Annotated in this window: 13 protein-coding genes and 2 pseudogenes; 9 read left to right on the top strand and 6 right to left on the bottom strand. The window is 59.4% G+C overall.

The window, feature by feature from the left end; translation table 11 throughout:
* Positions 1–8 precede the first annotated feature (8 nt).
* Positions 9–1,706: a long-chain-fatty-acid--CoA ligase FadD1 gene (gene fadD1, locus CKW30_RS18075; RefSeq protein WP_095181494.1), complete on the top strand. Its 1,698-nt coding sequence runs from the start codon at positions 9–11 to the stop codon at positions 1,704–1,706.
* Positions 1,707–1,958: 252 nt separating this feature from the next.
* Here the strand turns inward: fadD1 and CKW30_RS18080 are convergent, their stop codons facing one another.
* A complete protein-coding gene (locus CKW30_RS18080; protein WP_016775519.1) occupies positions 1,959–2,336 on the bottom strand; it encodes a hypothetical protein in 378 nt (125 codons plus the stop codon).
* A gap of 194 nt (positions 2,337–2,530) precedes the next feature.
* On the opposite strand from CKW30_RS18080, the gene CKW30_RS18085 reads away from it, so the two are divergent.
* The 3 genes from CKW30_RS18085 (at position 2,531) to def (ending at position 4,378) form a co-directional block, all read left to right on the top strand.
* Positions 2,531–2,722, top strand: coding sequence for a CsbD family protein (locus CKW30_RS18085; protein WP_041479186.1), 192 nt, complete (start codon positions 2,531–2,533; stop codon positions 2,720–2,722).
* 163 nt (positions 2,723–2,885) lie between these two features.
* Positions 2,886–3,842 (top strand): YihY/virulence factor BrkB family protein, encoded by a 957-nt coding sequence (locus CKW30_RS18090; RefSeq protein WP_041479188.1) that lies wholly within the window; start codon positions 2,886–2,888, stop codon positions 3,840–3,842.
* A complete protein-coding gene (gene def / locus CKW30_RS18095; RefSeq protein WP_076563914.1) occupies positions 3,839–4,378 on the top strand; it encodes a peptide deformylase in 540 nt (179 codons plus the stop codon). The genes CKW30_RS18090 and def overlap by 4 nt, the downstream gene beginning before the upstream one ends.
* 115 nt (positions 4,379–4,493) lie before the next feature.
* Here the strand turns inward: def and CKW30_RS18100 are convergent, their stop codons facing one another.
* Positions 4,494–4,916, bottom strand: a complete 423-nt coding sequence (locus CKW30_RS18100; protein WP_095181495.1) for a GNAT family N-acetyltransferase — start codon at positions 4,914–4,916, stop codon at positions 4,494–4,496.
* Positions 4,917–5,741: 825 nt separating this feature from the next.
* On the opposite strand from CKW30_RS18100, the pseudogene CKW30_RS27920 reads away from it, so the two are divergent.
* Both CKW30_RS27920 and CKW30_RS27925 read left to right on the top strand, forming a co-directional pair.
* Positions 5,742–6,410, top strand: a pseudogene (locus tag CKW30_RS27920) (PAS domain-containing protein); the annotation flags it as partial.
* A gap of 120 nt (positions 6,411–6,530) precedes the next feature.
* A pseudogene (locus tag CKW30_RS27925) lies at positions 6,531–6,956 on the top strand (methyl-accepting chemotaxis protein); the annotation flags it as partial.
* A gap of 132 nt (positions 6,957–7,088) precedes the next feature.
* On the opposite strand, the gene CKW30_RS18115 reads toward CKW30_RS27925, so the two are convergent.
* Positions 7,089–8,513: an MFS transporter gene (locus CKW30_RS18115; RefSeq protein ID WP_095181496.1), complete on the bottom strand. Its 1,425-nt coding sequence runs from the start codon at positions 8,511–8,513 to the stop codon at positions 7,089–7,091.
* Positions 8,514–8,638: 125 nt separating this feature from the next.
* The gene (locus CKW30_RS18120) at positions 8,639–9,079 is read right to left on the bottom strand and encodes a PACE efflux transporter (RefSeq protein ID WP_076563910.1); all 441 of its coding nucleotides are present in this window, start codon (positions 9,077–9,079) and stop codon (positions 8,639–8,641) included.
* A gap of 122 nt (positions 9,080–9,201) precedes the next feature.
* Here CKW30_RS18120 and CKW30_RS18125 point away from each other — a divergent pair, with 122 nt between their 5' ends.
* Positions 9,202–10,074 (top strand): LysR family transcriptional regulator, encoded by an 873-nt coding sequence (locus CKW30_RS18125; protein ID WP_095181497.1) that lies wholly within the window; start codon positions 9,202–9,204, stop codon positions 10,072–10,074.
* A gap of 139 nt (positions 10,075–10,213) precedes the next feature.
* On the opposite strand, the gene CKW30_RS18130 is transcribed toward CKW30_RS18125, so the two are convergent.
* The gene (locus CKW30_RS18130) at positions 10,214–11,245 is read right to left on the bottom strand and encodes a LacI family DNA-binding transcriptional regulator (RefSeq protein WP_056787988.1); all 1,032 of its coding nucleotides are present in this window, start codon (positions 11,243–11,245) and stop codon (positions 10,214–10,216) included.
* A 216-nt stretch (positions 11,246–11,461) separates the two neighbouring features.
* On the opposite strand from CKW30_RS18130, the gene CKW30_RS18135 reads away from it, so the two are divergent.
* Positions 11,462–11,995 (top strand): gluconokinase, encoded by a 534-nt coding sequence (locus CKW30_RS18135; RefSeq protein ID WP_041479197.1) that lies wholly within the window; start codon positions 11,462–11,464, stop codon positions 11,993–11,995.
* A gap of 82 nt (positions 11,996–12,077) precedes the next feature.
* On the top strand, positions 12,078–13,430 hold the full coding sequence (locus CKW30_RS18140) for a GntP family permease (RefSeq protein ID WP_016773551.1): 1,353 nt from the start codon (positions 12,078–12,080) through the stop codon (positions 13,428–13,430).
* A gap of 178 nt (positions 13,431–13,608) precedes the next feature.
* Here the strand turns inward: CKW30_RS18140 and alaC are convergent, their stop codons facing one another.
* Complete coding sequence (gene alaC / locus CKW30_RS18145) at positions 13,609–14,826, bottom strand: alanine transaminase (protein WP_056787993.1); 1,218 nt, start codon at positions 14,824–14,826, stop codon at positions 13,609–13,611.
* Between the last annotated feature and the right edge of the window lie 7 nt (positions 14,827–14,833).

A 14,833-nucleotide genomic window follows, 5' to 3' on the forward strand; every position in this document is an offset into this window, starting at 1 on the left:
GGGCTTCCATGATCGAAGACTTTTGGAAGGATAAGTACCCGGCTGGAATCGCAGCCGAGATCAATCCAGACGAGTATCCGAACATTCAGGCAGTGTTGAAGCAATCCTGCCAACGCTTCGCCAACAAACCGGCTTTCAGCAACCTCGGCAAGACAATCACCTACGGTGAGCTGTACGAGCTGTCCGGTGCCTTTGCCGCGTATCTGCAACAGCATACCGACTTGCAGCCCGGTGATCGAATCGCCGTGCAACTGCCCAACGTCCTGCAGTACCCGGTCGCGGTCTTCGGTGCCATTCGCGCCGGGCTGATCGTGGTCAACACCAACCCGCTGTACACCGCGCGGGAAATGGAACACCAATTCAACGACTCAGGCGCCAAGGCCCTGGTGTGCCTGGCGAACATGGCGCACCTGGCCGAAGCCGTGGTGCCGAAGACCGGCGTCAAGCACGTCATCGTCACCGAAGTCGCCGACTTGCTGCCGCCGATCAAGCGCCTGCTGATCAACAGCGTCATCAAGTACGTGAAGAAAATGGTCCCGGCCTATCACTTGCCCAAAGCCATCAAGTTCAACGACGTCCTGAGCAAGGGCCACGGCCAGCCAGTGGCCGAAGCGAACCCGGACAGCGGCGATGTCGCGGTGCTGCAATACACCGGCGGCACCACCGGTGTGGCCAAGGGCGCGATGCTCACGCACCGCAACCTGGTCGCCAACATGCTGCAATGCAAGGCGCTGATGGGCTCCAACCTCAACGAAGGCTGCGAGATCCTGATCACGCCGCTGCCGCTGTATCACATCTATGCGTTCACCTTTCATTGCATGGCGATGATGCTGATCGGCAACCACAACATCCTGATCAGCAACCCGCGCGACCTGCAGGCGATGGTCAAGGAACTGTCGAAGTGGAAGTTCAGCGGTTTCGTCGGTCTGAACACGCTGTTCGTGGCGCTGTGCAACAACGAAGGTTTCCGCAAGCTGGATTTCTCCGCGCTGAAAGTTACCCTGTCCGGCGGCATGGCCCTGCAACTGGCGGCGGCCGAGCGCTGGAAAGCCGTGACCGGTTGCGCCATCTGCGAAGGCTACGGCATGACCGAAACCAGCCCGGTGGCCACGGTCAACCCGATTCAGCACATCCAGATCGGCACCATCGGCATTCCGGTGCCGTCGACCCTGTGCAAAGTCATCGACGATGCCGGTGTCGAGCAGCCGCTGGGCGAAATCGGCGAGCTGTGCGTCAAAGGCCCGCAAGTGATGAAGGGCTACTGGCAGCGTCAGGAAGCCACCGATGAAATGCTCGACAGCGACGGTTGGCTGAAAACCGGTGACATCGCGCTGATCCAGCCGGACGGCTACATGCGCATCGTCGATCGCAAGAAAGACATGATTCTGGTGTCTGGCTTCAACGTCTATCCGAACGAACTGGAAGACGTGCTGGCGACTTTGCCGGGCGTGTTGCAGTGCGCGGCGATCGGTGTGCCGGACGAGAAATCGGGTGAGGCGATCAAGATTTTCATCGTCGCCAAACCGGGCGTGACCCTGACCAAAGAGCAGGTCATGGACCACATGCGCGCCAACGTCACCGGCTACAAGGTGCCGCGCTCGGTGGAATTCCGCGACGCATTGCCGACCACCAACGTCGGCAAGATCCTGCGCCGCGAATTGCGGGATGAAGAACTGAAGAAGATCAAGGCCAAGTCTGCGGCGTAAATAAAAAGCCCCGCAGATGCGGGGCTTTTTGTTGGGAAAGATTGGTGATTTGCAGCGTCTGGTAAATCCTACCCCCTCACCCCAACCCTCTCCCCCAAGGGGGCGAGGGGGAAGGGAGCCGATCTTCAAGCTTTTCAGAACCTGAGTTCGGCTCGATATTTCAGGTCGGCGTATTCCGTAAGAACAACCCGGTCGGTCCCCTCTCCCTCTGGGAGAGGGCTAGGGTGAGGGGAAGGGCTGACGCCACAAATCCTACTGACGAAACGGCGCAAAATTCACGTTGGTCCCCGCCGGACGCATGTCCTGCAGATACGAATCCTTGTCCGCACTCAATTCCAGGCTCAGCGCCGCCTTGCGTTTGCCTTCGTTGCGAATCACCAGGCCTTCGAGCTTTTCGCGCAGGAACACCGTCGGCACTTTCAGGTGCAGCAACTCATCGGTGGCCGGGGTGTGCAGCAGCAAGTGAATCCACTCGTACTGACCGATGGCCAGACGCGACACCGGCAGGTCGAACCACCAGATATTGCGGTTGCGGTTCAGTTCGGCGAAGTGGCAGTTGTTGGTGCCGAGCACGGCGCCGCCCAGTTCCTGGTTGCGACGGGCGATGGCCTGGGTTTTATTGAGCTTCATGACATTCCTGCGAATCGGTGTGCCGGGCGCGACGCCCGTAGGCTGAGCATTCTCGGGGCAACGCCGGCAAACATAAAGCGCAACCTGCGCGCCACGACGAAATGCCGGCAAAATAAATGAAACTCGGCGCAAAGCGCACCGGTCAATCGTTACGTAATGACTTTTCTTCCCTATATGCATCACGGAGAAACACCATGAGTAGCACAGGCGATAAAGTAAAAGGCATGGCCAACGAAGCCGTCGGTAACGTCAAGCAAGGCGTCGGCAAGGTCACTGACAACGACAAGCTGCGCGCCGAAGGCAAGGTTCAAGAGAAAAAAGGCGAAGCCCAGCAAGCGGTTGGCAACGCCAAGGACGCTGTGAAAAAAGGCGTCGACAAGGCGTAAGCGAGCCTTGAACGAATCACACGAGCGGCCATCCAAGGATGGCCGTTTTTGTATCAGAACCCTGCGGTCATCCGCCAAAGGATCGCCAAGTAGGCTACCTTGAGGTAAAAAACGGCCCCTGAGTCGCCACGACTTCAACCTTTTGCGGCGCAAGGAGACGCGAATGATATTTCCGGACATGAAAGGTCTGCCCCTGCACCGGGTGATGGTGCGCACGGTCACTGAGTTCGTCGATGACGAAATGTCGACCTATGCCTCGGCATTGGCTTACCAGATGCTGTTCTCGCTGTTTCCGTTCATTCTTTTCCTGATTGCCCTTATCGGTTTCCTGCACCTGCCGGACTTCTTTTCCTGGCTGCGTCTGCAATCTGAACTGGTGCTGCCACCGCAGGCACTGGAGCAGGTCAACCCGGTGATCGACCAGTTGCAGCAATCCAAGGGTGGCCTGCTGTCCATCGGTATCGTTATTGCGCTGTACACCGCGTCCGCCGGCGTGCGCCTGATGATGAGCGCAATGAATGCCGCCTACGACGTGGTCGAAGGCCGGCCGATCTGGAAGCGCTTCCCGTTGTCGATCGTCTACACCGTCGGCATCGCCGGCATGCTGCTGATCGCCGCTGCGCTGATGGTGCTCGGGCCGCAGGTGATGGGCTGGATTGCCGCACAAGTGGGGCTGGAATACTTCATCGTCACGGTGTGGACGATCGCCCGCTGGCCGGTGATCGTGATTCTGATGATGGTCGCGGTGGCGCTGATCTATTACGTGATGCCCGACGTCAAACAGGAATTCCGTTTCATCACCCCGGGTTCGGTGCTGGCCGTGGTGGTGTGGATCCTCGCCTCGTTGGGGTTTGCCTTTTACGTGAAAACCTTCGCCAACTACAACGCGATGTATGGCAGCATCGGGGCGATCATCGTGCTCTTGCTGTATTTCTACATTTCCTCCGCAGTCCTGTTGCTCGGCGCGGAAATGAATGCAGTGATCGAGCACATGTCCGCCGAAGGCAAGGAAAAGGGCGAAAAAGCCCCTGGCGAGCCTGACGAATCCCCCAAACAACACGTCTCGGGCCTGGGCCGCGATCATTCGCTCAAGCCGGACACTGATGAAGCGCGACCATGATTCGTGAAATTCTCAAAATGGGTGACGAGCGCCTGCTGCGCATCGCCGCGCCGGTACCACCGGAAATGTTCAACAGCGCCGAGCTCTGGCAACTGATCGATGACATGTTCCAGACCATGGAAAGCGTCGGCGGCGTTGGCCTCGCGGCGCCGCAGATCGGAGTCGACCTGCAACTGGTGATCTTCGGCTTCGAACACAGCGAGCGTTACCCGGATGCTGAAGCAGTGCCGCAGACGATCCTGATCAACCCGCTGATCACGCCGTTGAATCCGTTGATGGAAGAGGGCTTCGAAGGTTGTCTGTCGGTGCCGGGCCTGCGCGGCGCGGTGGAGCGTTATCAGCAGATTCGCTACGAAGGCTTTGATCCGAAGGGCGAGCCGATTGTGCGAGTGGCCTCGGGGTTTCATGCACGGGTGGTGCAGCATGAATGCGATCACCTGATCGGCCGGCTGTATCCGTCGCGGATTACCGATTTCAGCAAGTTCGGCTTTACCGAAGTGCTGTTTCCGGATCTTGATCCCAACGCTGACGACTGATTGTCAGAACACCATCAACCCCTGTGGGAGCGAGCCTGCTCGCGAACGCGGAGTATCAGAACCAAATTCGGCGCTGACACACCGCATTCGCGAGCAGGCTCGCTCCCACAGGGTTTCAGCGTAAATCTGCGGGATTGAGTCCCATCGCAATCATCGGCTTGCTCCGCGCGTACCGGCTCAACCGCTCGGCCATCGCCTGCGGCAGCGGCGGATCGAAGCTGAACCCGCGTCGCTCATAAAACCCGCGCAAATCCGGATGGCAAAACAGCCACACCGGCTCGTCCACCTGGGCAACCGCCGCTGCGATCAACTGCGCAGCGACACCTTGTTCCCGATACTGCGGATCAACAAACAACCCCGTCAGCCAGTGTCCGCCCGAGACTGGCCGCAGGCACAGCGCCGCAACGATCTCGCCGCGCCTTGCCACCCACAGCTGCGCCTCGCGCACGGCTTTCATCGACGATTGGTGGCGGCGGTAGAACTTGTTCATCAGCGGCCACAACGATTCGTCGAGCTGGCTGTAGTGGATATCGGACATGGTTCGGGCTGTCGCTGCGAAAAGCGCCGATTATAAAAGAACGCGCGCTTCGGGATAGGTGTATACCTGAACTCACACCCCTGTGAGTGGAGTACCGATCATGTCCAAAGGTATGGATTCAAAGAAAGCCGCGAAGAAAAAGCCGGCCAAGACCGCGATTGAAAAACGCGCAGAGAAGAAAGCCAAGAAGGTCGATATTTTCGGCCACTGATCAAACCATGCGGAAGCCCGGTTCACGGGCTCCCGCATCGCTGGCGAAAACGTCCGTTTTCACCACACTGTTTCCCGCGCTGAACCGTTTCTTGTGCAAAAAATGCCAGATACTGGCCGACTAGTGGCCTTGCGCCCGGCGTTCGGCTGGCTATGCTTTGCAGGTAACTAACCATGTCGACCGTCATGCCACCAGGCCGACGGCACAGGTTGGTCCGTGATTCATGCTGCCAGAGTGCGCAATTCAAGGCACCAACACTGAACCAACAAGGAGCGTCACTTAAATGGAAGTTCTTCTACGCGTTAGGGCTGGCCCGCATGCGGGCTATCAAGAAAAGGATGTCTTGATCAGAGCGTCGCTGCACTGCGCATCCGATTGATCATCATTTATCACCTGACAACTTCCTCCCGTGGGGGAAGACGTGTGCCTGTTCTGTGGAACGTAGTGATGGATCTTGCAAGACCTGAACTTTCATCAAATCAAAAGAACGCGCGGAAGGTGATACAACCATGTTCAACCTACATCACAAGGCTGACCTGCGGGAAATCGAGCGCTTCAGCTGTGCGCTGACCGAGGCCAACGCGAAAATCGAAGCGATCAGCCGCTCGATGGCGATGATCGAGTTCACTCCGGACGGCATCGTTCTCGACGCCAACGAGAACTTCTGCAAGACCATGGGCTACAGCGCCGAAGAAGTGCGCGGCAAACACCATCGGATCTTCTGCGAAGAAAGCTTTTATCGCAGCGAGGACTACGCGAAGTTATGGCGCGACCTGGCCCGTGGTGAACCGCTCAGCGGCACTTTCCTGCGTCTGAACAAGAGTGGCCGGGAGATCTGGCTTGAAGCCAGTTACATGCCGGTATTCGGTCCCGACAAACAGGTCAGAAGTGTGATCAAGGTTGCGGCGGACATCACCGCACGCATCAACAAAGAACATGAAGAAGAAGCCATGCTCGCGGCGATCGGCCGTTCCATGGCGGTGATCGAGTTCACCCCCGAAGGCAATGTCATCCGCGCCAACGACAACTTTTTGCAGACCATGCAGTACGCGCACCCAGAAATTGTCGGCCAGCACCACAGCCTGTTCTGTCACCGCGCCGAAGCCGAATCCGCGCAGTACAAGGCGTTCTGGGCTTCGCTCAATCGCGGCGAATATCACTCGCACCGTTTCGAGCGCAAGAACAAGTCCGGGCAGATGGTTTATCTGGAGGCTTCGTATAACCCGCTGTTCGACGCCAAGGGCCGCTTGTACAAAGTGGTCAAGTTCGCCAGCGACATCACCCGGCAGATGACCACTCTGCAGAACGCTGCGGAATCGGCCCACAGTACCTCGGTGCAAAACGACGCCTGCGCGCAGAAAGGTTCACAGGTGGTGCAGCAGACCGTGCAGATCATTCAGGACATTTCCCGCGATCTGAACGAAGCGGCGGTGAGCATCGATGCGGTCAGCAAACAGTCGGACATCATCGGCACCATCGTCCAGACCATTCGCGGCATTGCCGATCAGACCAATTTGCTGGCGCTCAACGCCGCGATCGAAGCCGCGCGTGCCGGTGAGCATGGACGCGGTTTTGCCGTCGTCGCCGATGAGGTGCGCAGCCTCGCCGCGCGGACCAGTCAGGCCACTCTGGAAATTGTCGACGTGGTGCGCAAGAACCACGACCTGTCGCTGAGCGCAGTGTCGAGCATGCAGTCGAGTCTGAGCCGAACCGGGTTGGGCGTGGAACTGGCCAACGAAGCGGGCGAGGTGATCCTCGAGATTCAGCAAGGCTCGCGGCATGTGGTGGATGCGATCAGTCAGTTCAATGAAACCCTGCAATTGAACTGAGCGTCAACGACACCAATAGCCAATGTGGGAGCGAGCCTGCTCGCGAAAGCGTTATGTCAGCCAGCACATGCCTTTCTGACACGACGCCTTCGCGAGCAGGCTCGCTCCCACAGGTGAGTCCTGTGTTGGCCGTCAGCGATGCGCAATGTTCTCCAGCGCCAGATTACGCGTACGCGGGCCGAACCAGCCGATGGTCAGCATCACGATCAGCATGCTGCTGACGATGAACGCCAGTACCCCCGGCGTGCCGAAGTTATCCAGGAACATGCCGATCAGCAGACTGCTGAACACCGTCGACAAGCGACTGAACGAATAGCAGAACCCGACCGCGCGGGCGCGGATGTTGGTCGGGAACAGCTCGCTTTGATAGGAGTGATAACTGAAGCTCAGCCAGGCGTTGCAGAAGGTGATCATCACCCCGCAGAAAATCAGCCCGAAGGCGCTGGTCTGCAGGGCGAACAGGGTGCCGAAGGTCATCGCGCCGAGCGCCGAGCCGACGATTTGCCATTTGTTCTCGAAACGGTTGGCGAACTTCACAAACAGCAACGGCCCGAGCGGGTAGGCGAGGGTGATGATGAAGGCGTACATCAAACTGTGGGTGACGCTTACGCCCTGGCCCGAAAGCAGCGCCGGCAACCAGTTGCCGAAACCGAAGAAACCGATCGCCTGAAAGATATGAAAAACGATCAGCATCAACGCGCGGCGGCGGTAGGGCGGCTGCCAGATATCGGCGAAACGGCCCTTGCCTTCGACATCGACCGGCACCGGTTCCGGCGCATCCAGCGCTTTGCCGTAATCCTTGGCGCAGCGCGCTTCGAGATGGTCGAGGATCCGATTGGCCTCATCGAAGCGACCGTGTTGCGCCAGCCAGCGCGGCGATTCCGGCAGACGCTTGCGCAGCCACCAGATAAACAGCGCAAACACCACGCTGGCCAGCACCACCCAACGCCAGCCGGACACCCCGAACGGCGCTTGCGGCACCAGCCACCACGACATCAAGGCCACCGCCGGCACTGAGAGGAACTGCACGAAAAACGCAAAGGCGAACGCCGAGCTGCGCATGCGTTTAGGGACCAGTTCCGAGAGGTAGGCATCGATCGTCACCAATTCGATACCCAAGCCGATGCCGACCAGAAAACGCATGCCGATGATGCCCAGCGCCGAGGTCTGAATCCCCATCAGCACTGTCGCCACCGTGTACCAGATCAGCGCGAAGGTGAAGATTGCCCGGCGACCGAAACGATCCGCCAACGGACTGAGCAGACTGGCGCCGAGGAACAGGCCGAGGAACGTCGCCGAGGCGAACGCCGCCTGATCGGAGAAGCCGAACACCCCCTGACTGCCAGTGGCGAACAGGCCGTCGCGAATCAGCCCGGGGCTGATGTAGGCGGTCTGGAACAGATCGTAGAGTTCGAAAAATCCACCGATCGACAGCAGCGCCACCAGGCGCCAGATGGTGGCGACGGCGGGCAGACGGTCGATGCGGGCGGAAATCTCGGCGGCGCGTACCGGGTCGATGCCGTCACTGTGCGCGGCGGCGGGAGCGTGAGCAGTCATAAGCTGATCCATTTTTTATTGATGGAAAAGCTTAGCCTGCTATCGGAATTGATGGATTGTGAATATCAGCGGTTTACCCGGTCAAACCGCTGATTTCTCGCAATATCTGCTTACGAATTAGCGATTTATGCCGCAGCGGCAGAATCCGGCAGCGCCGAGTTCGGCAGGCCGAAGATCCGGTCGAACAGCCAGTTGAACACGAAGGTGTAGCACGGGATGAAAATGATCAGTGCCAGATCCAGCAGGAACGCCTGCACCAGACTGATGTTCATCCACCACGCGATCAACGGAATCAGAAACACGATCAGCGTCAGTTGAAAGCCGACCGCGTGGGCGATGCGCCGTTTGACCGTGCGGGTGCGCGAGACCTGGCGACTTTCCCAGCGCTCGAACAACGAGGTGTAAATGAAATTCCAGGTCACGGCGATGCTGGTGATGATCACCGCCAGCGGCCCGGTGCTGCCCGGCGACGTGCCCGACAGCAACGCCAGACCGAGGGCCGAGAAGGTCATGCCGATCACTTCGTAGAGCGACACGTAGACCAGTTTGCGTTTCACGCCTTGCATGCAGATTTGCCTCTTTCTTGCCGAATGTTGGCCAGCGGGGCTGGCGAAGGCGAGCAAAGATAGCTTCAATAGACCTGACAGAAAAAGTCGGTAGCTTTCAGTTTTATTGATAGGTGAGGCGTTTGAATTTCAACAGCGACAGCATCGAATTATTTCTCGCGGTGATCGAGCGCGGCTCGTTTTCCGCCGCCGCGCGGCAGTTGGGCAAGGTGCCCTCCGCGGTGAGCATGGGCATTGCCAATCTTGAAGCGGAACTCGGTTACCCGCTGTTCGACCGCAGTCATCGCGAGCCGCAACCCACGGCGATGGCGCAGTCGTTGGTGCCCCACGCGCGACTGATCGCCGAGCAGCTCAAGCAGCTGCAGGTGCACGCGGTGGAGCTGTCGCTGGGGCTGGAAAGCAGGTTGTCGATTGGCGTGGTTGCGGACATGGATCGGCGCCGCTTGCTGGCAGCGATCAAGGTGATTGCCGAGCGGCACCCGTTGCTCGATATCGAAGTGCTGACTGCGCCACAGGATGATGTGCTGGCGATGTTGCACACTGGCCGGGTCAGCGTGTGTCTGGCGTTTGCCGGATTAAGCGTGAATGCGCTGGAGCGGTTTCAGTTCGTCGGCAGCGAACGCATGATCGCCACGCTGGCGGCGGACAGCCCGTTGTTGCAGGGGCGGGATGTGTTTCTCGAAGATCTGGTGCAAGTGCGGCAGATCATCGTCGCCAGCCGCGACTTGCCGATCAGCGAAACGCGGCCATTGGTGGCTGAATCCTACTGGCGTACGGACAATCTCGAGACGGCGATGGAAATGGTTGAAGCGGGATTGGGTTGGGGGAATTTTCCGCTGTCGGTGGTGCAGCCGTGGCTGGACGCGGGACGCTTGAAGCGGCTGAATTTTCGCAACATCGAAAATGGCCTGGTGCTGCCGGTGCATGCGGTGTGGCTCAAGAGCCAGCCCTTGCAGAAGGGCGCGCAGGCGTTGGTCGATCTGCTCAGCCATTGAATTTGGTAGAGATCCCCTGTGGGAGCGAGCCTGCTCGCGAAGGCGTCGTGTCAGCTGTATCAATGCTGACTGACCCACCGCTTTCGCGAGCAGGCTCGCTCCCACAAGGGTTGTGTTTCAACTCAGCATTTGTGAAGGGTCAGGTACTCTCGCGCACCTTCAGCTCAAACCCCATATCCTCCATCGGGCGCGCCACTTTGTTGCCTGCCATTAACGTGAGCATCTGCTCCGCCGCGCGCCGGCCGATCGCCTCGCGCGGGGTGTTGATGCTGCTCAGGCGCGGGACCATGTGCTCGGACATCGGCAAGTCGTTGAAACCCAGAATCGCCACTTGCTCGGGAATCTTGATGCCGTTACGCAACGCTTCCAGGAGCGCACCCTGGGCCAAGTCGTCGTTGCCGAAGAAAATCGCATCAACATCGGGATGCGCCGCCAGCAATTGCAAAAACAACTCGCCACCCAGACCCACAGACGAAGCACGCGGTGTCAGCACTTCCAGATCCGGGTCGTAACGGCCTGCCTTCTGCAACGCCTTGCGGAAACCCTCACCGCGCAGCAGGGTGCGCTGGTCCAACTGCGCGCCGATGTACGCCAGACGCTTGCGTCCACGAGACAGGAGATGTTCGGCGGCAGTTTCGCCCGCGCTCAATTGTGAAAAACCCACGCAATTGACTCCGGCAGCACTGTCCAGCTCCATCATGTACACGCAAGGAATGTTGCTGGCCTCGATCATCCGCCGCGAACTTTCCGTGCGATCAAACCCGGTCAGCAAAAAGCCGCGCGGCTGATAGGCCATGTAATTGCGCAGCAGGTTTTCTTCTTCATCGCGCGAATAGTGGAAGTTGCCGATCAGCACTTCGAAGCCTTTGGGCGTCAGCACCCGATGAATGGCTTCCAGCGTGTCGATGAACAGCAGGTTGGACAGTGACGGCACCAGCACCACCACCGAATGGCTCTGCGCCGAGGCCAGTGCGCGGGCGGCGGGGTTGACTACATAGTTGAGTTCAAGCGCAGCTTTCTGCACTTTTTCCACCAGTTCGGTGGCCACCGTGCTTACCCCGCGCAAGGCGCGCGAGGCAGTGATCGGGCTGACGCCGGCCAGGCGGGCTACTTCGTTGAGGGTCGGACGGCCGGTGGTGCGGGTATTTTTATCGTTCTTGGGGGAGGTCATCGGGCGGCTTGCCAAACAAAAATCAAGGCACTAAGGTAGCGCTGTCCTGATGCAGCTGCAAATGCGTGAGCGCGGTCCTGCCTGATCTGTGCTCTTTGGCGTCGGGAACAAACCTGCTGCAACCCAAAAAAACGACAAGAAGGCGTCGGCAACTTCTGCCTGTGCACTAGAGTCATAGCTAGCAAAGGTAGCGCTGTCTGCGCGCTGAGGTGTTATATGAGTCATCCCATCACCGCCCTGGTCATCATGGGCGTTGCCGGTTGCGGCAAGACGTGCGTCAGCCAGGCCCTGTGCCATTTGAGCGGCGCCACTGCCATTGAAGGCGATACTTTCCATCCGGCCGCGAACATCGAAAAGATGAGCGCGGGGATCCCCCTGAACGACGAAGACCGCGCCGGCTGGCTCGACAGCCTGTGCGATGAACTGCGTCGCGTCGATGCCCAAGGCCAGCGCCCGGTATTGACCTGCTCCGCCCTTAAACACAGCTATCGCGAACGTCTGCGCAGTGCCTTGCCGGGTCTGGGCTTCGTGTTTCTTGAATTGACTCCGGAAGTCGCCGCCGAGCGTGTATCGCACCGCCCGGGCCACTTCATGCCGGCGACGTTGATCGAAAGCCAGTTTGCCACCCTCGAATCGCCCAAGGGCGAGCCGCTGACTCTGCCGCTCAATGCCTCGATTCACAGCGTCGAAGAGCTGGCCCTGCAGGCTCACGTCTGGTGGCAGGCCAACGGCCTGAAACAGGCGATATGAGCATGTTGAAAAAGACAGCGCTGTCCTCCCGACTTCTGTTCAACCCGCTTTAATAACAACAACAATCCAGGAGACACCCCCCATGTTTGGCATGTCCCACGAGACGTTCCTGCTGCTCGATGCGGTGGTCACGGTAATCGGCCTGATTATCCTGATCACCAAGTTCAAGATTCACCCGTTCATTGCCCTGACCATCGCCGCCGCCTTCCTCGGCCTGACTTCCGGCATGCCGATCAATACCATCATCAAGGCGTTCCAGGACGGCTTCGGTGGCGTGCTTGGTTTCGTCGGCATCATCCTCGCCCTGGGCACCATGCTCGGCAAAATGATGGCCGAATCCGGCGGCGCCGATCAGATCGCCCAGACCCTGATCCGCGCCTTCGGCAAGGACAAGGTGCAGTGGGCGATGATGTTCGCTGCGTTCCTGGTGGGTATCCCGCTGTTCTTCGAAATCGGCTTCGTGCTGCTGATTCCGCTGGTGTTCATCGTTGCGCGTCGCACTGGCGTATCGATCATCAAGATCGGTATCCCGCTGCTCGCCGGCCTCTCTGCGGTGCACGGTCTGGTACCGCCGCACCCAGGCCCGCTGCTGGCCATCGGTGTGTTCGGCGCTGACATCGGCAAGACCATTCTCTACGGTCTGATCGTCGCGCTGCCGACCGCCATCATTGCCGGTCCGATCTTCGGTACCTTCATCGCCAAGCACATTCCTGGCCACCCGAATCAGGAGCTGGTCGATCAACTGGCCCGCGAAAACGATTCGGCCAACCTGCCGAGCTTCAGCATCACCCTGGTCACCGTGCTGTTGCCGGTATTCCTGATGCTGCTGAAAACCTTCGCTGACGTAGCGCTGCCGGACGGCAACTTCTTCCGTATCTGGATGGACATGATCGGCCACCCGATCTCCGCACTGCTGCTGGCGTTGCTGCTGTCGCTGTACACCTTTGGCTACAAGCAGGGCATCGGTTCCAACCAGATGCTCAAGTGGCTCGACGCGAGCCTGGCGCCAACCGCCGCGATCATTCTGATCATTGGTGCGGGCGGTGGCTTCAAGCAGATGCTGGTGACCAGTGGCGTGGGTGATGTGATCGGCCACATGGCGGTCAGCGCACAGATCTCGCCGATCCTGCTGGCCTGGCTGGTGGCGGCGGTGATCCGTATCGCAACCGGTTCGGCGACCGTGGCGACCATCACTGGCGCCGGCATCGTGGTGCCGGTTGTCGGCATGATTCCGGGCGTCAACCGTGAGCTGCTGGTGCTGGCCACCGGCGCCGGTTCGCTGATTCTGTCCCACGTCAACGACGCAGGTTTCTGGCTGGTCAAGCAGTACTTCAACATGACTGTGGCCGAAACCTTCAAGACCTGGACCGCGATGGAAACCATTCTGTCGGTAGTGGGCCTGGGCTTTATCCTGCTGTTGTCGCTGTTCGTTTAAACGGCAGTTTGCAGGCACAAAAAAACCGCAGTGATGCGGTTTTTTTGTGGGTGGATTTCGTGGTTCACTGAAAGCCATTGTGGGAGCGAGCCTGCTCGCGAAGGCGTCGTGTCAGCTGCATCTATGCTGACTGACCCACCGCTTTCGCGAGCAGGCTCGCTCCCACAGGGGACAGGTGTCAGGCAGGGGACTTCGGATTGAAGCCATCCGCGCGGAACATCCCGCGAATCCCGCGCACGGCCTGACGAATGCGGTCCTGATTTTCGATCAGGGCGAAGCGCACGTGATCATCGCCGTACTCACCAAAACCCACGCCCGGCGAAACGCAGACCTTGGCCTCGGCCAGCAGTTTCTTGGCGAACTCCAGCGAACCCAGATGCGCATACGCCTCGGGAATCTTCGCCCAGACATACATCGACGCTTTCGGATTCTCGACCATCCAGCCCAGCTCATGCAGGCCTTTGACCAGCACGTTGCGCCGCTGACGATACTGCTCGGCGATGTCGCGCACGCACTGTTGATCGCCTTCCAGCGCGGCAATCGCCGCCACTTGCAGCGGGGTGAAGGTGCCGTAGTCGTGGTAGCTCTTGATCCGCGCCAGGGCACTGACCAGTTCCGGGTTGCCGACCATGAACCCGATGCGCCAGCCGGCCATGTTGTAGCTCTTGGACAGGGTGAAAAACTCCACCGCAATGTCCTTGGCCCCCGGCACTTGCATGATCGACGGGGCTTTCCAGCCGTCGTAGACAATGTCGGCGTAAGCCAGATCGTGGATGACCAAAACGTCGTACTGCTTGGCGAGGGCGATCACCCGTTCGAAGAAGTCCAGCTCCACGCACTGCGCGGTCGGATTGGACGGGAAACCGAGGATCATCATTTTCGGTTTGGGGATCGAGCCGCGAATGGCCCGCTCCAGCTCATCGAAGAAGTCCACGCCCGGCACCAGCGGCACCGAACGCACCTGAGCGCCGGCAATAACTGCGCCGTAAATGTGGATCGGATAGCTCGGGTTCGGCACCAGTACGGTGTCACCCTGGTCCAGGGTCGCCAGCATCAGATGCGCCAGGCCTTCCTTGGAACCGATGGTGACAATGGCTTCGCTTTCCGGGTCGATATCGACTTCGTAGCGCTGCTTGTACCAGTTGGAAATCGCCCGGCGCAGGCGCGGAATGCCCTTGGACGTCGAGTAACCGTGGGTGTCTTCACGTTGGGCGACCTGCACCAGTTTTTCGACAATGTGCGGCGGCGTGGCGCCGTCGGGATTGCCCATGCTCAGGTCGATGATGTCTTCACCACGGCGGCGAGCGGCCATCTTCAGCTCGGCGGTGATGTTGAACACGTAAGGGGGGAGTCGATCTATGCGCGCAAAGCGGCGCGGCGAACCTTGTTCGGCCATTGTTGCC

The sequence above is a fragment of the Pseudomonas sp. Irchel 3F6 genome (assembly GCF_900187595.1).
Lineage (GTDB): Bacteria > Pseudomonadota > Gammaproteobacteria > Pseudomonadales > Pseudomonadaceae > Aquipseudomonas > Aquipseudomonas siliginis.